Genomic DNA, 23,887 nt, shown 5'->3' with positions numbered 1-23,887 from the left:
AAGGGGAGAAGGTGACGCTGTGCTACATCTTCACCCGTTCCGCCTTCGGATCGTACATCGGCTTCAGAGATGCTTCGGCGGCGAAGCGCTCACCCGCGATCTCGATCTCATAGGATGAGGCGAGCACATCCGCCTCGCTCTCGCCCTGGCACGGCACATAGCCGAGGCCGATCGCGCCGCCGAGATGGTGGCCGTAATTGCCGGAAGTGATCGGGCCGACGATCTTGCCGTCGCGCAGGATCGCTTCGTTGTGGAAGAGAAGAGGCTGAGGGTCCTTAAGGCGGAACTGCACCAGCCGGCGGTTGAGTCCGGTCTCCTTTTTCCTGAGCACGGCGTCGCGGCCAATGAAGTCGGCTTTGCTCGTTTTCACGGCGAAGCCAAGGCCGGCTTCCAGCACGTTGTCCTCGTCGGTGATGTCGTGGCCGAAATGGCGGAAGGCCTTTTCGATACGGCAGGAATCAAGCGTATGCAGGCCGCACAACTTCAGGCCGACATCCGCGCCGGCTTCGGCGATCGCCTCGAAGACATGGGCAGCCTGTTCGGTCGAAACGTAGAGCTCCCAGCCAAGCTCGCCGACATAGGTGACGCGGTGGGCGCGGGCGAGGCCCATGCCGATCTCGATCTCCCGAAAAGTGCCGAACGGGTTGGCCTCGTTGGAGAAGTCGTTCGGGCTGACCTTCCGGATCAGTTTTCGTGCCTCCGGCCCCATCAGGCAGATCACGGCTTCGGCCGCGGTCACGTCGGTGATGACGACGAACTCGTCGGCGACATGCCTGCGCAGCCAGGCAAGATCGCGCTGCAAGGTAGCGCCCGGCACGACGAGGAAATAGGCCGTCTCGGACAGCCGCGTCACGGTGAGATCGCTCTCGATGCCGCCCTTGGCGTTGAGCATCTGCGTGTAGACGATCTTGCCCGGCGCCACGTCCATGTCGTTGGCGCAGAGCCGTTGCAGGAACGCACAGGCGTCCCGGCCTTCGACGCGGACCTTGCCGAAGGAGGTCATGTCGAACAGGCCGACGCCGTTGCGGATCGCGAGATGCTCTTCGCGCTGGTTGTCGAACCAGTTCTGCCGCCTCCAGGAATAGCGATATTCGCGCTCCTGGCCTTCACGGGCGAACCAGTTGGCGCGCTCCCAGCCGGCGACTTCGCCGAAGACGGCGCCGCGCGCCTTCAGATGCTCGTGCAGAGGCGAGCGGCGCACGCCGCGCGAGGTCGCCATCTGGCGATAGGGGAAATGGTCGGCATAGAGCAGACCGAGCGTTTCGGAGACGCGCTCCTTGAGGTAGAGGCGGTTCTTCTGGAACGGCTGGGCGCGGCGAATGTCGACTTCCCAGAGGTCGAAAGGTGCCTCGCCATCATTGATCCATTGCGCCAGCGCCATGCCGGCGCCGCCTGATGAAACGATGCCGATCGAATTGTAGCCGGTCGCCATCCAGTAGCCTGCGAGTTCCGGCGCCTCACCGAGATAGTAGCGGTCGTCGGGCGTGAAGCTTTCCGGGCCGTTGAAGAAGGTGTGGATGCCGGCGGTGCCCAGCATCGGCATGCGGTTGACGCCCATTTCGAGGATCGGTTCGAAATGGTCCATGTCCTCGGGCAACTGGTCGAAGCAGAAATCCTCGCGGATGCCGTCCATGCCCCAGGGTTTCGCCACCGGCTCGAAGGCGCCGAGCATCATCTTGCCGGCGTCCTCCTTGTAATAGGCGCACTCGTCCGGCACGCGCAGCACCGGCAGGCGGGTAAGCCCGGGGATCGGCTCGGTGACGAGATAGAAATGCTCGCAGGCGTGCAGCGGGATGGTGACGCCGTTCTGCCGTCCAAGCTCGCGCGCCCACATTCCGGCGCAGTTGACGACGATGTCGGTTTCGATGGTGCCCTGGTCCTCGCCCTGCGCCCAGGAGACGCCCGAGACGCGGCCGTTCTTCGTGTGGACCTTGGTGACCTTCACGTTCTCGATGATCGTCGCGCCGCGCTGGCGCGCGCCCTTGGCGAGTGCCATCGCGATGTTGGCCGGATCGCACTGACCGTCGAGCGGCAAATGAACGGCGCCGACCACGTCGGACACGTTGAGATGCGGATACATCTCCTTGACTTCGCTCGGCGAAATCTCGCGCACGTCGACATCGAAAGCACGGGCCAGAGAGGCCTGCCGGTAGATTTCGTGCTTGCGCTCCTCGGTCAGCGCGACGGTAATCGAGCCGACCTGGCGCATGCCGGTGCCGACATCGGTCTCGGCTTCGAGCTTGACGTAGAGGTCGGCCGAATATTTCGCCAGCCGCGTCATGTTCTGCGAGGCGCGCAACTGGCCGATCAGGCCGGCAGCATGCCAGGTGGTGCCTGAGGTGAGCTGCTTGCGTTCGAGCAGCACGATGTCGGTCCAGCCGAGCTTGGCCAGGTGATAGGCGACCGAGCAGCCGGAGACGCCGCCGCCGATGATCACGGCCCTCGCCTTGTTGGGAATGGCCTTGCTGGGGATGGTCCTGGTCATGCCGCCTCACGGCGATAGTTGGAAGCGAAGCGGCGCACGCGAAGCGCTGCTTCCTTCAGGATTGGCTCAGGCTGGCAGAGGCTGATGCGGATGTGACCGGCGGCGGCTTCGCCGAAGCTCGAGCCGGGCATCACGCCGACCTTTTCCTGGTCGAGCAGCGCCCAGGCGAATTTCTCGTCGTCGGGCTCGACGGCGGAAACATCGAGCATGACGTACATGCCGCCTTCGGAGCCGCGCACGGTGACCTCGTTGGCGCCACGTATGGCATCGAGGAAGACGGTGCGGCGGGCGGCGTAGCGCTCGGCAATGTCCTTCACGCCGTAGTGGTTTTCGAGCGCTTCGGCGCAGGCGATCGAGATGAAGGCCGGCAGGCCGTAGGTCGTCACCAGATTGAGATCGGTCATCAGCGCGATCATCGCCTTCGGCCCGGTCAGCCAGCCCATGCGCCAGCCGGTCATGCCATGGCTCTTCGACATTGAGTTGATGACCAGCGTGCGCTCGGCCATGCCGGGCAGCGAGCGCGGCGAGATATGTTCGCCGCCGCCGAGCGTCCAGTAGACCTCGTCCGACAGCAGCCAGAGATCGTGCTCCTTGCAGATGTCGGCGAGCTGTTCGAGCCGTTCGCGCGAATAGACAGCACCCGTCGGGTTGTTCGGCGTGTTGATCAGGATGGCGCGAGTGTTGGGCTTCAGCGCCGCGCGGATCATGTCGGCACGGGGTTGGAACCCGCCCTCGGCCGGCGTCTCAACGACGGTGAAGCTGGCGCCGGCGGCGCTGAAGGTGTTGGGGTAGGTGGCGTAATAGGGCGCGACGACGATGGCGTGATCGCCCGGGTCGAGCACACCCTGCACGGCGGCATAAAGTGCTGCCTGGCCGCCCGGCGTGGCGATGACCTCGTCGGGCTCGGTCAGGACGCCTGTGCAAGCCGTCGCGGCTGCCGCCATCGCCTTGCGCAGGCGCAGCAGGCCGGGCAGCGGCGTATAGTGATGGTTGCTGCCACGCACCGCGTTGACGCAGGCCTCGATCGTCTCAGAAGGTGTGTCGAAGTCATGATCGCCGACCGACAGCACGATGATGTCCTCGCCGGCCTGTTTGCGCGTCCAGGCGGCGAAATGGACTTCCCAGCCGTCCTTGCCGGAAGGCACGATGCCGGTAATGCGCTTTGATGGTTTTGGCATCAGGCTCTCAACCTCTCGTTCTTCGGATCCCAAAGTGGCTCGTCGTTCTGCACGACGGCTTTGAAGCGATCGCCAAAAATCTCGACTTCGATCGCGGTGCCCGGCTCGGTGAGATCCGTGCGCAGCATGCCGAGCGCGATCGACTTGCCGACGCGGTGGCCCCAGCCGCCAGAGGTGGTCTCGCCGACGATCCTGCCGTCATGCCAGAGCGTCGACATATAGGGCGCATCGCAGTCGCCAGGATTTTCGACGACCAGCGTGACGAAGCGCTTCTTGACGCCCTGCTGCTTCTCGTTGAGCAGCGCCGCCTTGCCGCGGAAGTCGGGCTTGTCCCATTTGACGAAGCGCTCCAGCCCGCCCTGCAGGATCGAATAGTCGGTCGAAAGATCACCCTTCCAGGCGCGGTAGCCCTTTTCCAGCCGCAGCGAATCCAGCGCATACATGCCGAAGGGCTTCAGGCCGTGTCTCAAGCCGGCGGTCCAGACAGGCTCGAAGACGGTTGGGGTGTCAGTAACCCTGGTGTGGATCTCCCAGCCAAGTTCGCCGGCGAAGGAGACGCGCACCAGCTTCGCCCGGCGTCCGGCGATAATCGTGTCCTGATGCGTCAACCAGGGAAGCGTCAGGTCGGCGGCGCATATCTCGGCAAGAATGTCGCGCGAATTCGGGCCGGCAAGGATCTGCGTGGAATACTCTTCCGTATGATCGGTCTGCGTGAAGGCCGCGTTCCTGGGCATGCGCGATCGCAGCCATTCGAAGTCGTGCCACTGTGCAACGGCCGCGGTGATCAGCGTCATCCGGTCTTCGCCGTGGCACACGACCGACATTTCGGTGACGATGCGACCCTTGTCGTCGGCGAAGTAGACCAGGCCGATGCGGCCGGGCTTCGGCACGAGGCCGGTGACTTGCAGCGCTAGCCAGTCGGCGGCGCCCGGGCCTTCGAGGTTGAAGCGTGAGAAGCCAGGCAGGTCGAGGATGCCGGCAGCGTCGCGCACGGCAAGGCATTCCTCGCGCACCCGCTTCTGCCAGGGTCCGTCGCGGCGGAAGGTCAGCGTCGCTTCCTCGGACGTGTCGTCACCGGGCTGCGCGTACCATGTCGCGCGCTCCCAGCCATTATAGGCGTCGAACTGGCCACCCAGCGACTTGGTGCGATCGTGCAGCGCCGACAGCTTGCGATTGCGCCCCTCCGGCCAGGCATGGCGGGGGAACTGGATGGCATACTCGTTGCCGTAGATCTCCATGCCCTTGGCAACGCAATAATCCGGCGCGGACGCGAATGACGTGAAGCGGCGCGGATCGCAGGACCACATGTCCCATTCCGTCTGGCCCTCGGTCACCCATTCGGCCAGCACCTTGCCGGCGCCGCCCCCTTGCGCGATGCCGAAGGTGAAGACGCAGGCCTCGAAGGCGTTCGGCACGCCGGGCATCGGGCCGATCAGGGGGTTGCCGTCCGGTGCGTAAGGGATCGGTCCGTTGATAACTTTCGACAGGCCCGCCGTGCCGAGGATCGGCACGCGTGCGACGGCGTCGGCCAGGTAGTGCTCGAGACGGTCGAGATCGTCGGGGAAGAGCTGGAAGGAAAAATCCTCCGGCATCGGATCGTTATGGGTCGCCCAATGCGCGCGGCAGTTGCGCTCATAGGGGCCGAGATTCATGCCGCTCTTTTCCTGGCGCAGGTAATAGGACGTATCGACGTCGCGCAGCAGCGGCAGTTTCTTTCCCTGCTCCTTCGACCATGCGGCGAGTTCGGGAATTTCCTCGAACAGGATGTACTGATGGCTCATCACCATCATCGGCACTTCGCGGCCGAACATTTTTCCAACCTCGGCGGCGCGGTAGCCGGCCGCGTTGATGACGATCTCGCAGCGGATTTCGCCTTGCGGCGTCGCGATCACCCATTCCTCGTTCTCGCGGCGGACGCCGGTGACCGGACAGAAGCGGATGATTTTGGCGCCCATGTCGCGCGCGCCCTTGGCGAGCGCCTGTGTCAACTGCGCGGGATCGATGTCGCCGTCGCTCGGGTCGTAGAGCGCGCCCTTGAGCTCATGCGTCTCGATGAAGGGATAGCGGCGCTTGATCTCGTCGAGGCCGACGACGTCGATGTCCATCCCTTGGTAGCGGCCCATGCCCTTGGCGCGCTGGAATTCCTGCATGCGCTCCCTGCTGTGGGCAAGCCGGAGCGAGCCGGTGACATGGTAGTTCATCGGATAGTCGACCGCGTCGGCGAGGCCCCGGTAGAGCTCGGTCGAATAGCGCTGCATGTTCATCAGCGACCATGACGAGGAGAAGGTCGGCACGTTGCCGGCGGCATGCCAGGTCGAGCCGGAGGTCAGCTCGTTCTTTTCCAGCAGTACGCAGTCGGTCCAGCCCGCTTTGCAAAGATGGTAGAGCGAGGAGGTGCCGACGACACCGCCTCCGATGATCACCACGCGCGCCGTGGTCGGCAAACCGGCCATGCTTTTCCTCCCAGTTCAAAGCGCGCCTTGTCGCGCTTTGATTTTTGTTTGATGCATGCCGTTGTCCCAAAACCGCTGAACTCTTTTGGGCGGCATGCATTGGTCAATATACCGGCGGTGAAACCACCCAGATGACGACCGCCGGCTCGGCGCCTGGATTGCGCCAGCGGTAGGTTTTGCCCTCGAAGCGGAACGAGTCGCCTTCGCCAAGCCGATGCCAGACGCCCGCTATCTCGATGTCGAACAATCCGGAGGCGATGTATCCGGCCTCCTCGGTCGGCCGCAGCGCGGCTGTCTTCATTTCCGCGCCGGGGGCGAACACAGAGCGCACCATCTCGAAGCTACCGCCGAGATCGGGTGACAGAAGCTCCTCCACCAGGCCCGATTCACTTGTGCCAAGCACACGGCGGCGGCCGGCGCGCACGATCACGCCGCGCTCCTCTTCGACAGGCACGTCATGGCTGAAGAACAGGCTGATCGATACGCCGAAGAGGTTGGCAAATGCCCTGAGGTCGCCGAGCGAGGGGATCGAGAGACCACGCTCGACTTGGCTGACCCAGCCGACCGAGCGGCCCAGCTTGAGCGCAATTTCAGCGAGCGTGAGGCCGCGCGCCTTGCGAAGCGCACGGATGTCGCCGGCCAGCAGCCGGTCGCCATTGTCCTGCTCCGATTTGGTTGCGGCCGGGGTCAAATGTTTCTCGTGAAAAAATCTTGATAAATTTCATGAGAGAGCAAACCGGTGAAAAAATCAAGAGGATTTTCATGGGCCACAAGATTTGCTTGCGCGATTTCGGCGGTTGATGCAAAGGCTCGCCCACGAGCGGCGAGTGGGGCGTCCGGTCGGGGACCAGTTTAGCTTATAGTCTGCGGATGGTCGTTGGGGAAATCGGGTTGCGGGTTTCCGGCCATGCCTAAAGGGACGGCCCATGCTTGAGAAGAACATCCGGATCGCATCGGATGCGGAGATTGTCGACGAGGCGATCATATCGCGCCGGTCGGTGCGCGCCTTCCTGCCCGATATGGTCGATGATGACTCGATCCGCGCGATCCTGGCGGTCGCCGCGCGCGCGCCGTCCGGCACCAACATGCAGCCGTGGCGCGTCTATGTCACCAAGGGCGAGGTCAAGCAGCGCATCAGCGATGCCATCCTCAACTCGGGCATCCGCGCCGAAAAAGCCGAGTGGGACGAGTACCGCTACTATCCCGACCAATTCTTCGAGCCTTATCTCACGCGTCGCCGCGCCAACGGCTTCGGCCTTTATGGCGCGCTGGGCATCGGCCGGCGCGAGGTCGACAAGATGCGGGCTCAGCACGACCGCAACTTCATCTTCTTCGACGCGCCGGTCGGCATGATCTTCACGATCGACCGGAGACTGAACCAGGGCTCGTGGATCGACTACGGCATGTTCCTGCAGAATATCATGGTGGCGGCTCGGGGCAGGGGGCTGCATACCTGTCCGCAGGCGGCCTTCGCGCCCTATCACAGGCAGATCAGGCCGGTGCTCGATATTCCCGACGAAGAGATCGTCGTCTGCGGCATGGCGCTCGGCTTCGAGGACACGTCGAAGCCCGAGAACGAGTTCCGCACCGACCGCGCGCCGATCGAGGATTGGGTGAGGTTCGCGGAATAGCGTCGGCGGAGGTGTTAGTCGGTGCTCATATGGGCGCCATGACCGCTGACATGGGCGCCGTCCTGCGGCGTCAGCCTCAGATAGGCCGACAGCGCGCAAAGGGTGATCAGCCCTTCGATGACGAACAGGATGCGGTAGTCGTTGATGCTGGCCTTGCCGCCGCCGGCAAGCAGCGACAGCAGTGCCGCCGCGAGGCCGACGCTGATCGCCACCGCAAGCTGCCACAGGATGTAATAGAGTGCGCTGAAGCGTGCGAGCTGCTCCGGCGCGATATCCGAATAGGAAAGATTACCGGTCGAGGCCCATTGCACGGAGCGGAAGACGCCGAAGGCAAAAATATAGGCCAGCACAATCCAGGCCGGCAGGCTTTCGTGCATCAGGGCAAAGCCCGCGACCAACAGGGCGACGATCGGCGTGTTGGTGACCAGCACGCGCCTGAAGCCAAAGCGGTTCAAAAGGCGCGGCATGAAGAAGCGCATCATCAACGAGCCGATCGCGGCGACGAAAGTCAGCGATCCGGCCTGCACTGCACTCATGCCGAAGCCGAGCTGGAACATCAGCGGCAGGAGGAAGACCACCGAGCTCAGACCGATCGTGTCGAGACCGCCGCCGGTGAGGAAGCTGATCCGGAAGGTGCGAATGCGCAACAGCTTGAGGTCGAGCAGCGGATTGCGGGCGCGCAGGCAGTAGAAGGCGGCAACCGTCAGGATGATGATCGCCAGGCCGAGCTCCAGCGCCATGCTGCTTGCGGTCGCATCTTTGGCAGCGACCGAATCCATGCCGAAGACCAGCAACGCCATGCCGCTGCCGACGAGCAGGAAGCCGGGAAAATCGAATGGCGTGCGCACCGGCTTGGTCGTCGTTGGAAACAGCGAGGCGGCCAGCAGCGCCGCGGTCAGCGCGATCGGGATGTTGATATAGAAGATCCAGCGCCACGAGACATAGGTGGTGAGCGCGCCGCCGACGAGCGGCCCGACCAGCGGCCCGGACTGACCGGCAAGCGAGATATACATGTTGATCTTGAGCGTGCGGTCGCGCGGGAAGCTCGACAGGATGACGACCTGGCCAAGCGTGCCCATCAGCGCGCCGCCGCAGCCCTGCAGAGCGCGCGAGCCGACCAGCATCCAGATGGTTTCCGAAAGGCCGCACAATGCCGAGGCGCTGGCGAAGACGAGCAGCGCGAAGCAATAGACGTTGCGCAGGCCGAAGCGATCGGCCAGCCAGCCGCCGAGCGGCATGGTGACGATGAGGCTCGCGACATAAACGGTGATCAGCAGGCCAAGCTGGCTTGGCGGACGATCGAGGCTTTCGCCGATGCCGGGGAGCGCCGTGACCACGACGTTCTGGTCGAGGCTGGTCATGAACACGCCGCAGGCAACGGTTGCCGGCAGCAGCATCGACGGGACGTCCGCCGGAGCAAAGCGGGTCGTGGCCGTCGCCGAAGTCTCAACAGTCATGGAAGGGTATGGTCGAACTGGTTGCCTGAGCGGACGTTTGCCGTGGCAAACGCCGATGATGCCTTATCTATCGGCCCTGCTGGCCAACGCTCAAGCAGCAGTTGTAGCCGTCGATAGTGCCAGATACCGGCTGGACCAAGGCGTTGGCCCTACTGCACCTCGTAGCCGACTTCCTCCGAGGCGTGGCACAAGGCCTTCCAGAACGAGCGCGCGAAAGAGCGGAAGACGTAGATGTCGAACTGGTCGGCGCCGCTGCGCTGGATCTGGGCGAAGATGTCGTGATGGTTGGTCGAGCGGCCGGCGCCTAGCGGGAATGCCGGCAAGGCGAAGTCGATGGCAAAGAATTTCGCCATCACCCACTCGGCCTTCGGGCCGGCGATGCGGATCGCGGTGCGGCCATGCGAAAGATCCGTCAGCGTACCGATGGCCGGCGTAATGGCGCCGGCGAAGGCAGCGGCCAGGCCTTCCGCCTCATCCACCACGGTGAATTTTCCCGGCGCGAAGCCGAAAACGGCCTGGGCACCGCTGCTCACGCCGCCGCCGGCGCCGTCGGGCAGAGCGAGCCCGGTGACCTTGCGGATGGCTTCGATCAGCCGCTTCTCTTCGCCCGGCCATGCGGCGAGCTGCAGGATCGAGCCCGGCCGGGTTTCGGACAGGATGACATCGACGCCATGTTCGAAATTGCCATGCGAGCCCGGGTGATACTCCGGCTCGAGCGGCGATTGGCGCTCGGGCAACTGGTGCTCAGCCATGCATGCGGCTCCCATCCGGATCGAAGAAGTGGTTGGAGACGATCTCGATCGGGCCGAATCGGTTGCGCAGCGGATCGGAGACGAAGGCGCGCGTGCCGTGGCGGCCCTTGCCGCCCTCGACCAACGCAAGCGCTATGTATTTGCCGAGCGCCGGCGAATAGCAGCAGGCGGTGATGTGGCCGATCGAATCGTGCGGATTGGCTTCGTCCAGTTCCTCGACGATATGTCCGCCGCCGTTGAGCGGCCGGTTGTCGAGAGCGATCAGGCCGACCAGCTCCAGCCGGTCTGACGCGACCAGCCCCTCGCGGTCCATCATGGCCGAGCCGATGAAAGGCTTCTTTTTAGACAGCATCCAGTCGAGATGGAGATCGCGCGCGGTGGTGCGGCCGTCGATCTCGGCGCCGGTGACATGACCCTTTTCGATGCGCATCGTGCCCAGCGCCTCGAGGCCGTAGGTGACCAAGCCGAACGGCTTGCCGGCTTCGATCAGGGCCTCCCACACGTGGGTGCCGTAGCCGGCGCCGGAATAGACCTCGAAAGCCATTTCGCCGGAGAAGGACAGCCGGCAGATCATCACCGGGACGCCGGCGATCCGGCCATGAACGATGCCCATGAAGGGCAGGGTGGCGTTGTCGACGGCGGTGCCGGTGACACAAGAGGCGAGGATGGCCCTCGCGTTCGGTCCGCCGATCGCAGCACCCGCCCATTCGTCCGTGACGGAGGTGACGGTGACCTTCAGCTCCGGCCAGATGACGTCGAGAAAATACTCCAGATGCTGCATCACCTTGCCGGCATTGGCGGTGGTGGTGGTCATCAGGAATTCCTGCTCGCCGAGCCGCCAGGTGGTGCCGTCGTCGAAGGCAAGCCCGTCCTCGCGCAGCATCAGCCCGTAGCGGGCCTTGCCGACGGCTAAAGTGGAGAACATGTTGGTGTAGACGCGATCGAGGAACTCGGCCGCGTCCGGTCCTTGAACCGCTATCTTGCCCAGCGTCGAGACGTCGACCATGCCGGCGCTTTCGCGCGTCGCCTTGGCTTCGCGGACATAGGCCTGCTCGACCGTCTCGCCGGCAAGGCCGTAGATCATCGGGCGGTACCAGAGGCCGGCCGAATACATGGTCGCGCCATTGCCAAGGTGCCAGTCATGGATCGGCGTCAGCCGTTCGGGCTTGAGGTCGCCGAAACGCTCTGCGGCGAGTGAGCCGATCGACACCGCCGTGTAGGGCGGGCGGAAGCGCGTCGTGCCGACTTCGGGGATCGGCTTGCCCAATGCCTCGGCCATGATGGCCAAGCCCGGCACGTTGGAGTTCTTGCCCTGGTCGGTCGCCATGCCGAGCGTGGTGTAGCGCTTCAGATGCTCGACCGAGACGAAGCCCTCGCGATGCGCGAGCCGCACGTCCTCGGCGGTCACATCGTGCTGGAAGTCGACAAAACTCTTGCCCTTGGCCTTGATCTCGAAGACCGGCGCCGGATCGGGATCACCGGGGGCGGCTTCGACAACCGGCAGGGGGGTGGATGATGTCACCCCGCCGGCGGCCTGAAGGCCAGCCGCACGGCCTTCGGCAATGGCCTCGGCGGTGGAGAAGCTGCCGGTGAAGGCGCCGGCGCCGATCCAGCGCTCCGTCGGCCGCGGCGGCAGGAAGGCCTGCCGGGCCGCATCCCATTCGGCTCTGGCGCCTGCCTGGCTGGCGAGATGGATGGTTGGCGACCAGCCGCCCGACATCAAAAGGCTGTCGGCATGGATGCTGCGATTGTCGCCGCTGAGCGCACCGCTCATAGCGTCGAAGCGTTGCACCTTAAGGCCGGTGAGAGCCTTGCCCCCCTCGGTCGCAACCACCGCATGACCGGCAAGCAGTTCGGCCTCGGCTTCGCTCGCCAGCTTGCGCATCTCGTTCGAGATATCGCCGCGGACATCGACGATGGCAACGACCGCGGCGCCGGCCTTCTTCAAGGCAAGGGCCGAGCGGTAGGCGCTGTCGTTGTTGGTGAAGAGCGCGATGCGCTGTCCTGCCAGCACGCCATATTCATTGGCGTAGCGTTCGGCCGCATGCGCCAGCATGACGCCGGGACGGTCATTGCCCGGGAACACCAGTGGCCGCTCGAAGGAGCCGGTGGCGAGCACCACGGTGCCTGCGCGGATCGCCCAGTAGCGCTGGCGCGGCTCGCCCTTGGCGGGCGCTTCCTTGTGGTCGGTCACCCGCTCGAGCGCGGCAAGCGTGTTGCCGTCGTAATAGCCCCACACCGTCGTACGCGGCAGCAGGCGGACATTGTCATTGCCTCCGAGTTGCCCGACCGTGCGCTGGACCCAGTCGGCGGCAGGCGTGCCGTCGATCGCTTCCCCCGACCAGTTGGCGGAACCGCCAAAATGGGCTTCGAGATCGGCGAGGATGACGCGGGCGCCCTGGTCGGCAGCAGCCTTCGCCGCCATCAGGCCGGCCGGACCGGAGCCGACCACCAGCACGTCGCAAAACGCGTTCATGCGCTCGTAGCGCGACGGATCGGGCGCGGTGCCAGCTTTGCCGAGGCCGGCGGCTCGACGGATGAAATGCTCGCAGAACATCCAGAAGCGCGTGCCATTCAGCGGGCCGATCACCGGGCCCATGAAGGTCTTGTAGTAGAAGCCGGCCGACAGGATCTTGCCGCCGAGCTGGTTGAGTGCGCCGATGTCCCAGGCGAGCGAGGGGGAGCGGTTCTGGCTGACGGCGACGAGCCCGTCATAGATCTCGACCATGGTGGCGGCAATGTTCGGTTCGCGCACTTCGCCGCGCAGCACCGTCACCAGCGCGTTCGGCTCCTCGACGCCGGCGGCGAGCAGGCCGCGCGGGCGATGGTATTTGAAGGAGCGGCCGAACAGCGTCACGCCATTGGCGAGCAGCGCCGAAGCCAGCGTGTCGCCGGCATGTCCGGTGTAGGGCGCGCCGTCGAAGGTGAAGCGAATGGTGCGCAGCCGGTCGATCCGGCCGCCGGTTTCGGTACGGCGCGGGCTCACGAGCGGCCCTCCGCCTTGTGGCCGCCGCGGGCGAAGGCAGTGCTCAGGATCTCATGCGTGAGCGTGTTGCGCACGACCCTCAGGTGCGCGCGGCAGCCGCCGGAATGCTGCCAAATCTCATTGTGGTCGCCGGCCGGGTTCAGCCGGTCGTAGACATAGGCGTTCCAGGCGTCGAGATTCTGCGAAGCCGGCTGCGGCCGCTCGCGATTGCCGTCGCCCTGGTAGGTGAATTCGATGACGTCGCGCGGACCGCAATAGGGACAGGTGATCAGCATTTTTATTCCAAACTTTAATGCAACCTGGGCGTTGCGCCCTGGCCCTTGTCGTCGATGACGAGGCCGCGATAGAAACGGTCGAGCGTGAAGGGGGCGTTGAACTCGTGCGGCTCGTCCTTGGCAATGGTGTGCGCAAAGCACCAGCCGGAGGCGGGCGTCGCCTTGAAGCCGCCGTAGCACCAGCCGCAATTGAGGTACATGCCCGGCAGCGGGCCGGTGGTGATGATCGGCGAGCCATCCATCGTCATGTCGCAAAGCCCGCCCCATGAGCGCAGCATGCGCACCCGTGCCAGGCCGGGAAACAGCGCCACCATCTCGCTCATCACCTCATCGACGATCGGCAGGCTGCCGCGCTGGGCATAGCTGTTGTAGCCGTCGAGGTCGCCGCCATAGACGAGGCCGCCCTTGTCGGACTGCGAGATGTAGAAATGGCCCATGCCGAAGGTCAGGATGGTATCGATGATCGGCTTCAGCGATTCCGAGACGAAGGCCTGCAGCACATGGCTTTCGATCGGCATATGCGAAATGCCGGCAAGCTGCATGACGCGACCGGTGCTGCCGGCAACCGCAAGCGCGACCTTCTTGGCGCGGATTTCGCCGCGCGTCGTCGAAACGCCGGTGATGCGGCCGCCGTCGCGCAGGAAGCCGGTGACCTCGCAATTCTCGATGATGTCGACGCCGCGCCGGTCGGCGCCGCGCGCATAGCCCCAGGCAACGGCGTCGTGACGGGCGCTGCCGCCGCGCCGCTGCATCAGACCGCCAAGAACCGGGAAACGGGACGACCCGGATACGTCCAGCGCCGGCACAAGCCGCTTGATCTGGTCGACGCTCATCAGGTCCGCGTCGACGCCGAGATGGCGCATGGCGTTGCCGCGCCTCGCATAATCGTCGAGTTGGGCAGGTGTGTGCGCGAGGTTCAGGCAGCCGCGCTGCGAGAACATGACGTTGTAGTTCAGATCGTGCGAAAGGTTCTCCCACAGCTTCATCGAATGTTCGTAGAAGCGGGTGTTCTGCGGCAGGAGATAGTTGGAGCGCACCGCCGTGGTGTTGCGGCCGACATTGCCGGAGCCCAGCCAGCCCTTTTCCAGCACCGCGACATTGGTGATGCCGTGTTCCTTGGCAAGGTAATAGGCGGTCGAGAGGCCGTGGCCGCCGCCGCCGATGACGATGACGTCATACGAAGCCTTGGGATCCGGCTTGCGCCAGGCGGGCTTCCAATCCTTGTTGCCGGTCAGCGCGTTCTTGAGCAGCGAGAAGGCTGAATATTCCGCCATTCGTCCTATCGTCCTTATGATGCGAGGCGGCAGACTATAGAGCAGGCGGGAAGCGCAAAGCCAAGATTGCGCCATCGCTTTTCGACAGGCCGACTCTCGCCGACACGATCGGGACGGCTTGCCGCCTGATATGCCGGTCTTTATCAAGGGCGGAAATTTCGAGGATTTTTCGGCTGCGATTCGCCACAACGTCATGTTCTTCCGACTGCTACGCCTGATTCTGGTCGCCATTGTCGCTGTCTTCGGGCAGCCGGCGCTCGACGCGTCGGCGCAGGCGATCGGCCATGGCTCGTCACAACTCATCGCCGACCAGACGAAGGTCATCCAGGACCTGACGGCCAAGACCGACGGCCTGGAGAAGAAACTGAGCGACCCCGACCAGGACGATGCGGGGCTCGTCGACATCCGGTTGCAGTTCGAGGATATTTCGCGGGCGGCGCTGACCAGTGCGCTGGCATTCCGGCAGCGCCTCAACGACATCAACAACCGCGTCGAAGTGCTCGGCGCGCCACCGGCACAGGGGCAGCCTGCCGAGCCGGCGATCGTCAGCAACGAGCGCGGCGCGCTCGCGTCCGAGAAGGCCGAGATCAACGCGGTCGTCGCCGGCGCGCAAAACCTGTCGATCCGCGTCAACGGGCTGGTCGACAAGATCGCGGTCATGCGCAGCGAGCTTTTTCGCAGCGTCATCACCAAACACTATGACCTGACCGAAGCGCTGAGCCCGCAGGCCTTTTCCGACGCGCATGACCAGATAACCGGCCTCTACAAGGCGGTGTCGTCCTGGCTGAGCTTCGCCGTCAAGTTCAAGTTCCAGGCGATTCTTGCCGCAACGCTCATGGCGTTGGCGCTGGCGGCAGTGCTGTTGATCGGCGGCAGGCGCCTGTTCGGCCGCATATTCGAGGCTGATCCAACCGTCGATGATCCGTCCTATCTCAGCCGGCTGTCGGTGGCCTTCTGGTCGACGCTGCTGCCGACGCTGGCGCTCGGCGTGTTCTTGGCCTCGGTCGTGTTCTTCTTCAATTACTACAACGTGCTGCGGGGCGATATCGGCACGTTCCTGAATGCCTTGCTGACGGTGATCGGCTTGGTGTTCTGCGTCAACCGGCTGACCAATGCAGCGCTCGAACCGCGCCTGCCCAACTGGCGCCTGATCCCGGTCGCGACCGGCCCGGCGCGCTGGCTCGTCGGGTTGACGACCGCCATGGCCCTGGTGCTCGGCTTCAATTACTTCCTGTCGGTCGTCAACGAGAAGATGGGCTCGCCGCTTTCGCTGACCATCGCCAGGAGCTTTGTCGCCACCATCATCATTGGCGTCATCCTGATCCTGATGGGGTTGCTGCGGCCGTTCAGGGCGGCCGACGGCTCATGGCGTCCCTGGCCGGGCTGGCTTCGTTTGATTGCCATCGGACTTGGCCTGTTCACCATTGCCGCGACATTGCTTGGCTATATCGGCCTGGCGCTTTTCGTGTCGTTCCAGGTCGTGGTGACCGGGACCGTCCTGGTGACGGCCTATATCGGCTTCCTGTCGGCCCGCGCGATCGGCGAGGAGGGCGGCTTCGCCGATACATCGGTCGGGCGCTGGCTTTCGACAAATTCCAGCTACGAGGATACCGCCCTCGACCAGCTCGGTCTGGTGGTCAGCATCGCCATCAACCTGATGATCGTGCTGGTCTTCCTGCCGCTTATCCTTTTGATGTGGGGTTTTCAGCCCGGCGATATCGAAGCCTGGGCCTACAAGCTGGCGACCGGCGTCACGATCGGTTCGGTGACCATCTCTTTCCTCGGCATCCTCAGCGGCATCGTCGTCTTCGTCATCGGCTATTTCCTGACGCGCTGGTTCCAGGGCTGGTTGGACGGCTCGGTGATGGCGCGCGGCAAGGTCGATGCCGGCGTGCGCAACTCGATCCGCCTGGGCGTCGGCTATGCCGGCGTGGCGGTTGCCGGCTTGGTCGGCATCTCGGCGGCTGGAATCGATCTTTCCAACCTGGCGCTGGTTGCCGGCGCGCTTTCGCTGGGTATCGGCTTCGGCCTGCAGAACGTCGTCTCGAATTTCGTTTCGGGCCTCATCCTGCTTGCCGAGCGGCCCTTCAAGGTCGGCGACTGGATCGTAGCCGGCGACGTCAGCGGCACGGTGCGGAAGATCAGCGTGCGCGCCACCGAGATCGAGACCTTCCAGCGGCAGTCGGTGATCCTGCCCAACTCGAACCTCATCAACAATGCGGTCGGCAACTGGACGCATCGCAACAAGCTCGGGCGCGTCGACATCAAGATAGGCGTGGCCTATGGCAGCGACGTCAAGCGCGTCCATGCCATCCTGGTGGACATTGCTCGCGCCCATCCGATGGTGCTGAAGAATCCCGAGCCGTTCGTTCTCTTCGCCAATTTCGGACTTGCCGCGCTCGAATTCGAAATCCGCGTGTTCGTGGCCGACATCATGAACGGCAGCATCGTGCAGAACGATATCCGTTTCGCCATCTTCGATATCTTCGAGGAGGAGCAGATCGAGATCCCATCGACGCCGCGCGCCGTGGTCGAGACCAAGAAGCACGAAGCATGGCCGATCGATGACGACAAGATCGAGGCCGAATTCGCCGAGCGTCAGAGGCTGGAAGCGGAAGCCGCGGCCGAGCGGCAACGGTTGGCCAAGATGAAGCGGAAGGGCCGCAAGCCAGACCCCAGCTAAGGTGCATCGACATTCGGGTGAGGCCGGCCTGCAAATGGCGGGTTTCCGTGCTTCCGGCCTTCGCCGGCCGAAGCATCCCTGCTTGGCGCGGCAGCTTAATTACGGCTACGGCCGGCGTAGGCCGGTTCTCGGAACCCACCATTCTCGACACGGCCTGACCCGAATCTCGATACACCTTCGGCGGCGTTGTCTGCGGCGCCGAAACCGATTGTGGCATGAATGCGGCATTCAGTTGCGGTTCAGGTAGCATCTCATATAAGCTTCGGTGCAAAGGGCGAGAATGCCTTGCAAATTTGAACAGAGGCGGTGTGTGAAACACCGGAATTGCAATGTGGAAGTCTGTCGTTGCCGCGATCGCTTTGCTGGCCCTGGGCGGTTCGGCTTTCGCGGCCAGCGCGATCAACAGGGACGCTCAGACGCGGACCCTGGTCGTGACCGAAGGCGGCGCCAAGAGCGAGCTGACGCTCGGTGCGGGCGAGACGGTGGAGTTCTGCTCGAACGGTTGCTTCGTCACCCTGCCCAATGGTGACCTCGAAGCCCTGACCGGTTCCGAGACGGTCGAAATTTCGGGCGGCGCGGCCCGCATCAAGTAACCGTTGCCGCAAGATTGGCGGCGCAAGATTGGCAAAGGCCGGACAGACGTCCGGCCTTTTATCGTTTCCGGTAGCCGACGCTTAACGATGACGCCCGAAAAACCGGTATGATCATGCGTTGCAACCGGGCGTTTTAACGTTCGCTGCGTCATCCCCCGCTATATCCGACCCGAGGACGCCGACACGGGCGTGGGTTGAATTGGCGCGTGATCTTTTCCGAGATCGGAGTTTCGGGATCCTGCGCTCGATCGGGGCAGGACAATGGACGCGAGATCGGACAGGAACGCAATTCCGCTCGCGGTCGATCTCGACGGCACGCTGATTGCCACCGACCTTCTATGGGAAGGCCTGTTCATCCTCCTCAAGAAAAACCCGCTCTATTTCTTTGTCCTGCCGCTTTGGCTGACCGGCGGACCGGCCCGGCTGAAACAGGAAATCGCCAAACGCGCCGACATAGATCCGGCCTCGCTGCCTTACCGCCAGGACTTGCTTGACCGGTTGCGCACCGAGCATCGGGAGGGCCGCAAGATCGTGCTGGCGACGGGAACGCCGCGCAAATTCGCGGAAGCGATCGCGGCGCACCTCGGCATTTTCGATCACGTGCTGGCGACCGACGGCCCGCACAACATGACCTCCGGCAGGAAGTGCGCCGCGCTGGTCGCCGCCTATGGCGATGCGGGCTTCGACTATGCAGGCAACAGCCGCCACGACGTCAAAGTGTTCGACGCCGCGCGCAACGCGCTCGTGGTGGCGCCCGATCGCAGCGCCCGGCGCTGGCAGGCAGCGCATGACGCCGAAGCCATGCCGGCGCCGAAGCCGACGCGGAGGACCTACGTCAAGATGCTGCGTATGCATCAGTGGCTGAAGAACTCGCTGATCGCCGTGCCGATGGTGCTGTCGCACGAATATTTCAACCCGGACATGATCTGGCAGTGCCTGCTGGCGTTCGTCTCCTTCAGCGCCGTAGCGTCCGCCATCTATATCCTCAACGATTTCTTCGACCTCGCGCTCGACCGCAAGCATCCGACGAAGCGCAACCGGCCTTTCGCCAGCGGCGCATTGTCTATCCCGTTCGGCCTCGGCGCGATTTCCGCGTTGCTTGTGATCGGCATCGTCGCCGGCCTGTTCCTTCCGATCGAATTCCTCGGCGTGCTCGCCGGTTATTTGGCCGTCACCACCGGCTATTCGCTGTCGTTCAAGCGCATGCTCTTGGTCGATGTGCTGACGCTGGCGGGCCTCTACACGATCCGCGTGCTGGCCGGTGCTGCCGCCACCGGCGTCGACGTCTCCTTCTGGCTGCTTGCCTTCTCGATCTTCTTCTTCCTGTCGCTGGCGCTGGTGAAACGCTTCGTCGAATTGCGCACCACCGCCATTCCGCCGGGCGAGCGCATCGCCGGGCGCGGCTATCGCACCGAGGACCAGGAAATCGTTGCCCAGGCCGGCATGGCGTCGGCCTTCTCCTCGGGGCTGGTTCTGGCGCTCTATATGGACAGCCCGGCGGTGCGCGAGCTTTATCCGCATCCGTGGCTGATATGGCCGCTGGCGCCGATCGTGCTTTATCTCACGATGCGCGTCTGGATCCTCGCCCGGCGCGACGAGATGCATGACGACCCGGTCGTCTTCATAATCCGCGACTGGCGCAGCCAGATCGTCGTCGCCATCGGCGCGGTCTTTCTCGTCGCCGGAGGCTGGTGATGGACACCAAGCGCTTCGGCAGCTTCGGACTGGCGACGCCGCCGGCACGCAAGGCGATTTCGGCGGACGAGGCGATCGCGCTTTTGAAAAACGGCACGGCCAGGCCGGGATCGCTGCTCGGCTACGGCAATGGCCGCTCCTATGGCGACAGCTGCCAGAACGATGCCGGCATGGTGGTCGACATGCGGCCGCTCAACCGCATTCGTTCCTTCAACGCGGAGACCGGTCTGCTCGAAGCGGATGCCGGCGCGCTGCTTTGCGACATCATCGCTTATGCCGCGCCCCATGGCTTCTTTCCGGCCGTGGTTCCAGGCACGCAGTTCGTGACGCTGGGTGGCGCGATCGCCAACGACGTCCACGGCAAGAACCACCATCGGCGCGGTACCTTCGGCTGCCATGTCGAGGCCCTTACGCTGCTTCGGTCCGACGGCCGAACCTATCGCTGTTCGGAGACCGACAATGTTCGCCTGTTCAGGGCAACGATCGGCGGCATGGGGCTGAGCGGGCTGATCCTTTCAGCATCGATCAAGCTGATGCGCGTGCCGTCGCTCGACATCATGGAAAGGGCGACGCGGTTTCGCGACCTCGGCGAATTCTTCGATCTTGCCGAGGCGGCCGACCAGGCCAATGAATATGCCGTCGCCTGGATCGATCAGCTTGCCGGCGGCCACGGACGCGGGCGTGGCCTTTTGTTCACCGGCAATCATGCCGAGCACGGCTCGCACGCCGCCGCGCGCGCCGGCAGCCGGCTTTCGGTGCCGGCGCAGCCGCCATTCAATATCCTCAACCGGCCTTTTCTCGCTGTCTTCAACGCCGCCTACCGCTGGAAAAAGGGCAAGTCTCCGGCCCCGCGCCAGGCGGGCTATCAGGGCTTCTTCTTTCCGCTCGACGGTGTCCGCGACTGGAACCGGCTTTACGGGCCGCGTGGGCTTTTCCAGCACCAGAGCGTGGTGCCGGAGGCCAATGCCCGCTACACCGTGCCGGCGCTGCTCGATGCGGCACGGCAAGCGGGCCAGGGGTCGTTCCTGACGGTGCTCAAGCGTTTCGGCGATGTCGGCTCGCCGGCGCTGCTGTCGTTCCCGCGGCCCGGCTACACGCTGACGCTCGATTTCTCCAACAGGGGAGAAAGGACGTTGCGGCTGCTCGCCGAGCTTGACCGTATCACCGTCGAGGCGGGCGGCGCAGTGAACCCCTACAAGGACGCCCGGATGGGCCCTGAGACATTCGCCGCGTCATTCCCGCAATGGCAGCGGCTGGAGGCGCTTCGCGACCCGGCTTTCATGTCGAGCTTCTGGGCGCGGACGGCAAAAAGACTGGATGCGGGAAGAGGAGTTGCGGAAGCCGCGGAATAGATAAAATTTGAATAAATCATGGTAAATGAAGTTTTAAGCCATAGCTTACTCGAAACGTTATTATGGCTTCACGAAAAATTTGCAGATTTATAATAGGACTTCTCAAGGGCGGGTGGCAACAATGAAATACATAATCTTCATTCTCTTCACTGTGATGACCAATGCCGCGGCGCAGCTGATGCTGAAGCAGGGCATGATGTCGATGGGCTCGATCTCCTTCGAAGGCGCCAATCCGCTCGTCAAACTCTTGCAGATCGTGTTCAGCCCCTGGGTGTTCCTGGGCCTGTGCACCTTCGTCATCTCGATGGCTTCGCATCTTTATGTGCTGTCCAAGGTCGAGCTCAGCTTCGCCTATCCGTTCCTCAGCCTCGCTTATGTCGCCGTGGCGATCTTTGCCTATTTCGTCTTCCGCGAGGACCTCAATGGCTGGCGCATCGCCGGCATCGCCTGCATCTGCGTCGGCACTGTGCTGATTGCGCAGAGTGGCCGAGAAATGGGTGGACGCGGGCATGAGGACCAGACCGCATCCATCACTCCTGACAAGATCGGCATAAGCGAGATCGTTCGATGAGACATGTGATTTTCGGCGGCGACGGTTTCGTCGGCCGTCACCTTGCGTCCGGGCTCGTGGCGGACGGCGAGAACGTCGTCGTCGCCGACATCGTCAAGAGCGACCTGCCGCATTACCGCTCGGTGCGGTTCATCACATGCGACGTCACCGATCCGGCCTCGGTTGCCGCAGTCGGCCTCAGGGCCGACGACATGGTCTACAACCTCTCGGCCAAGATGCTGTCGCCGATCCAGGTGCGCGCCAAGCGGCATGATTTCTTCTTCCCGGTGAATTTCCACGGCACCGAGCACATCATCCAGGCAATGGACAAGGCCGGCGCCTCGAGGCTCGTCCACTACACGACCGACATGATCTACGGCCACACGGTGGTGCTGCCGATGACCGAGGATCATCCGGTCTCGCCGCTCGGCGAGTACGGGCTGTCGAAGCTCAAGACCGAGGAGCTCGCCGCCGAATGGCGCAAGCGCGGCATGTCGATCTCGCTGTTCAGGCCGCGTCTGATCATCGGACCCGGCCGGCTAGGCATCCTGGAAAAACTGTTCAAGCTGATCGACTGGAATTTTCCGGTGCCGATGATAGGTTCGGGCAGGAATCCCTATCAGTTCATCTCGGTGTTCGACTGTGCGGAAGCCGCCCGTGCGGCCTGGAAAGCCGGTGTGCCGAACGAGGCCTATAATCTCGGCTCGCTCAATCCGCCGCCGGTGCGGCGACTGCTGGGCGACCTGATCCGCCATGCCGGCTCGAAGTCGATCCTGCTGCCGACGCCCGGCTGGGCGGTCAAGCGCACGCTCGACCTGCTCGACCAGTTGAACATGCCGATCATGGATCCGGAACAGTATCTGATCGCCGACGAGGAATGCGTGCTCGACGTGTCCAAGGCCGAGCGTCAGCTCGGCTGGGTGCCGCAATATCGCGACGAGGACATGCTGATCGCCGCCTACAGCGAATACCGTGCCAAGAAGGACGGCCACGCCGTCGCCACCGAACACGTGCCTGCCGAATAGAGGCGACGAAGGGGAGATTTCGAGATGACCGTCATGGCCAAGCCGGAACACACGGGCGTGCGCACGGTGGTCGAAGCGCCTGCGCTTTCGCCCGCAGCAATAGCCAAGCCCGACCTGATCAGCGTCGAGCAGGCCAAGGCGATGGACGTCGCCCGCATCACCGACCTGTTCAAGGCGCATCTCAACCCGGGCCAGTTGCATTTCATGAAGCTGGTCGGCTTCCACAAGGTCAAGATCGAGCGCGCCGAGGGCATGTTCTATGTCGACCAGAACGGCCGCAAGATCCTCGACTTCTTCGGCGGCTTCGGCTCGCTGGCCTTCGGCCATAACCATCCGCGCATCCTTGAAGCCCGGAAAAAATTCCAGGAGGAAAAGCGCCAGGAGATCGCCATCGCCTTCATGTCGCAATATGCGGCCGCACTGGCGCACAACATCGCCAAATGCTCGCCGGGCGATCTCGACATGGTGTTCTTGGGTTCGTCCGGCTCGGAGGCCATGGAGGCGGCGGTGAAGCTTGCCGAGCGCGCGGCGGGTCCGAAGCGGCCGAAGGTCGCCTATGCCGAGAATTCCTTCCACGGCAAGACCAAGGGCGTGCTGGCGATCACCGACGGCCAGCTCTACCGTGCCGATTTCAAGGTCGCCGACAATGTCGTGCGCGTTCCCTTCGCCGATATCGACGCCGTCGAGCGCTTGTTCAAAAGTGATCCCGAGATCGGCGTCATTGTGCTCGAAACCATCCAGGGCGGCGGCGGCATCATCCAGGCGCCGACTGAATACTGGCAGAAGCTGCGCGCGCTCTGCGACCGGCATGGCGTGCTGTGGGTCGCAGACGAGGTGCAGTGCGGCTATGGCCGCTCGGGCCGCTTCTATGCCTTCGAGCATTACGGCGTGGTGCCGGATGTGACGGCGCTGGCGAAATCGCTGGGCGCCGGCAAGGCGGCGGTCGGCGCCATGATCGCCAGGCGCGACGTCTACATGAAGGCCTATGGCACACCAAGGACGGCGATGATCCACGCCATGGCGACCTTCGGCGGCATGGGCGAGGCCTGCGTCACCGCGATCGAGGGGCTGAACGTGCTCTATGACGAAGGGCTGATCGACAACGCCGCCTCCACCGGCGAGTACCTGTTGCAGCGTCTGCAGGCGCTGAAGGAGAAATTCCCGAAGATCATCAAGGATGTGCGCGGCAAGGGCTTCATGATCGGGCTCGAGTTCCACGATTTCTCACAGACATTGCCGATGGTGCTGCGTCCAGTGGTGAGTGTGCTCGACGACAAGCTGAAGGGCTCGCTGTCGGGCTTTGTCGGCTCGCTGCTGCTGCGCGACTATGACGTGCTCGTCGCCTTCACCGAATACAACCGCAACGTCATCCGGCTCGAGCCGCCGCTGATTTGCCAGCGCGAACATGTTGACCGCTTCGTCGATGCCTTCGACAGTCTTTTGTCGCGCGGCATCGTGGCGATCGTGAAGGATTTCGTGAAAAGCCAGGTTCGCTGAC

General features: G+C 63.8%; 17 protein-coding genes. 8 read left to right on the top strand and 9 right to left on the bottom strand.

Annotation, left to right across the window (positions count from 1 at the left end; all coding sequences use genetic code 11):
- Positions 1-22: 22 nt before the first annotated feature.
- The 4 genes from ACWGS9_RS12700 to ACWGS9_RS12685 form a co-directional block, all read right to left on the bottom strand.
- Complete coding sequence (locus tag ACWGS9_RS12700) at positions 23-2,485, bottom strand: GcvT family protein (RefSeq protein WP_454505568.1); 2,463 nt, start codon at positions 2,483-2,485, stop codon at positions 23-25.
- Positions 2,482-3,663: a pyridoxal phosphate-dependent aminotransferase gene (locus ACWGS9_RS12695; RefSeq protein WP_454505567.1), complete on the bottom strand. Its 1,182-nt coding sequence runs from the start codon at positions 3,661-3,663 to the stop codon at positions 2,482-2,484. Before ACWGS9_RS12695 ends, ACWGS9_RS12700 begins: the two co-directional genes overlap by 4 nt.
- The gene (locus ACWGS9_RS12690) at positions 3,663-6,116 is read right to left on the bottom strand and encodes a GcvT family protein (protein WP_454505566.1); all 2,454 of its coding nucleotides are present in this window, start codon (positions 6,114-6,116) and stop codon (positions 3,663-3,665) included. The genes ACWGS9_RS12695 and ACWGS9_RS12690 overlap by 1 nt, the downstream gene beginning before the upstream one ends.
- Before the next feature lie 103 nt (positions 6,117-6,219).
- Positions 6,220-6,807 carry a helix-turn-helix domain-containing protein gene (locus ACWGS9_RS12685; protein ID WP_454505565.1) on the bottom strand — a complete coding sequence of 196 codons (588 nt, stop codon included), beginning with the start codon at positions 6,805-6,807 and terminating at the stop codon, positions 6,220-6,222.
- A gap of 235 nt (positions 6,808-7,042) precedes the next feature.
- Between ACWGS9_RS12685 and ACWGS9_RS12680 the strand changes: the two genes are divergently transcribed.
- Entirely contained in the window at positions 7,043-7,747 is a 705-nt protein-coding gene (locus tag ACWGS9_RS12680; protein WP_454505564.1) for a nitroreductase, read from the top strand.
- A 14-nt stretch (positions 7,748-7,761) separates the two neighbouring features.
- Here ACWGS9_RS12680 and ACWGS9_RS12675 read toward each other — a convergent pair whose 3' ends face one another.
- The 5 genes from ACWGS9_RS12675 to ACWGS9_RS12655 all read right to left on the bottom strand — a co-directional run bounded on the left by ACWGS9_RS12675 (position 7,762) and on the right by ACWGS9_RS12655 (position 14,491).
- Positions 7,762-9,204 carry an MFS transporter gene (locus tag ACWGS9_RS12675; RefSeq protein ID WP_454505563.1) on the bottom strand — a complete coding sequence of 481 codons (1,443 nt, stop codon included), beginning with the start codon at positions 9,202-9,204 and terminating at the stop codon, positions 7,762-7,764.
- A gap of 149 nt (positions 9,205-9,353) precedes the next feature.
- Complete coding sequence (locus ACWGS9_RS12670; RefSeq protein ID WP_320213287.1) at positions 9,354-9,941, bottom strand: sarcosine oxidase subunit gamma; 588 nt, start codon at positions 9,939-9,941, stop codon at positions 9,354-9,356.
- 7 nt (positions 9,942-9,948) lie between these two features.
- The gene (locus ACWGS9_RS12665; RefSeq protein WP_454505562.1) at positions 9,949-12,942 is read right to left on the bottom strand and encodes a sarcosine oxidase subunit alpha; all 2,994 of its coding nucleotides are present in this window, start codon (positions 12,940-12,942) and stop codon (positions 9,949-9,951) included.
- Positions 12,939-13,217: a sarcosine oxidase subunit delta gene (locus tag ACWGS9_RS12660; protein ID WP_454505561.1), complete on the bottom strand. Its 279-nt coding sequence runs from the start codon at positions 13,215-13,217 to the stop codon at positions 12,939-12,941. The genes ACWGS9_RS12665 and ACWGS9_RS12660 overlap by 4 nt, the downstream gene beginning before the upstream one ends.
- Positions 13,218-13,231: 14 nt before the next feature.
- Positions 13,232-14,491, bottom strand: coding sequence for a sarcosine oxidase subunit beta (locus ACWGS9_RS12655; RefSeq protein WP_454505560.1), 1,260 nt, complete (start codon positions 14,489-14,491; stop codon positions 13,232-13,234).
- Between the two features lie 193 nt (positions 14,492-14,684).
- On the opposite strand from ACWGS9_RS12655, the gene ACWGS9_RS12650 reads away from it, so the two are divergent.
- The 7 genes from ACWGS9_RS12650 to ACWGS9_RS12620 all read left to right on the top strand — a co-directional run bounded on the left by ACWGS9_RS12650 (position 14,685) and on the right by ACWGS9_RS12620 (position 23,886).
- Complete coding sequence (locus tag ACWGS9_RS12650; RefSeq protein ID WP_454505591.1) at positions 14,685-17,174, top strand: mechanosensitive ion channel family protein; 2,490 nt, start codon at positions 14,685-14,687, stop codon at positions 17,172-17,174.
- A 329-nt stretch (positions 17,175-17,503) separates the two neighbouring features.
- The gene (locus tag ACWGS9_RS12645; RefSeq protein ID WP_320213113.1) at positions 17,504-17,767 is read left to right on the top strand and encodes a hypothetical protein; all 264 of its coding nucleotides are present in this window, start codon (positions 17,504-17,506) and stop codon (positions 17,765-17,767) included.
- Positions 17,768-18,028: 261 nt separating this feature from the next.
- Complete coding sequence (locus ACWGS9_RS12640) at positions 18,029-19,462, top strand: UbiA family prenyltransferase (protein ID WP_454505559.1); 1,434 nt, start codon at positions 18,029-18,031, stop codon at positions 19,460-19,462.
- Entirely contained in the window at positions 19,462-20,814 is a 1,353-nt protein-coding gene (locus ACWGS9_RS12635) for an FAD-binding oxidoreductase (RefSeq protein ID WP_454505558.1), read from the top strand. Before ACWGS9_RS12640 ends, ACWGS9_RS12635 begins: the two co-directional genes overlap by 1 nt.
- Before the next feature lie 121 nt (positions 20,815-20,935).
- Positions 20,936-21,385 carry an EamA family transporter gene (locus tag ACWGS9_RS12630; protein WP_454505557.1) on the top strand — a complete coding sequence of 150 codons (450 nt, stop codon included), beginning with the start codon at positions 20,936-20,938 and terminating at the stop codon, positions 21,383-21,385.
- Positions 21,382-22,389 (top strand): NAD-dependent epimerase/dehydratase family protein, encoded by a 1,008-nt coding sequence (locus ACWGS9_RS12625; RefSeq protein WP_454505556.1) that lies wholly within the window; start codon positions 21,382-21,384, stop codon positions 22,387-22,389. The genes ACWGS9_RS12630 and ACWGS9_RS12625 overlap by 4 nt, the downstream gene beginning before the upstream one ends.
- 24 nt (positions 22,390-22,413) lie before the next feature.
- Positions 22,414-23,886: an aspartate aminotransferase family protein gene (locus ACWGS9_RS12620; RefSeq protein WP_454505555.1), complete on the top strand. Its 1,473-nt coding sequence runs from the start codon at positions 22,414-22,416 to the stop codon at positions 23,884-23,886.
- Position 23,887: the final 1 nt, after the last annotated feature.

The organism is Mesorhizobium sp. Arg314 (genome assembly GCF_053714275.1).
The sequence above is the reverse complement of the archived record's forward strand: the minus strand, read 5'-3'. Positions and strand labels throughout refer to the sequence as shown.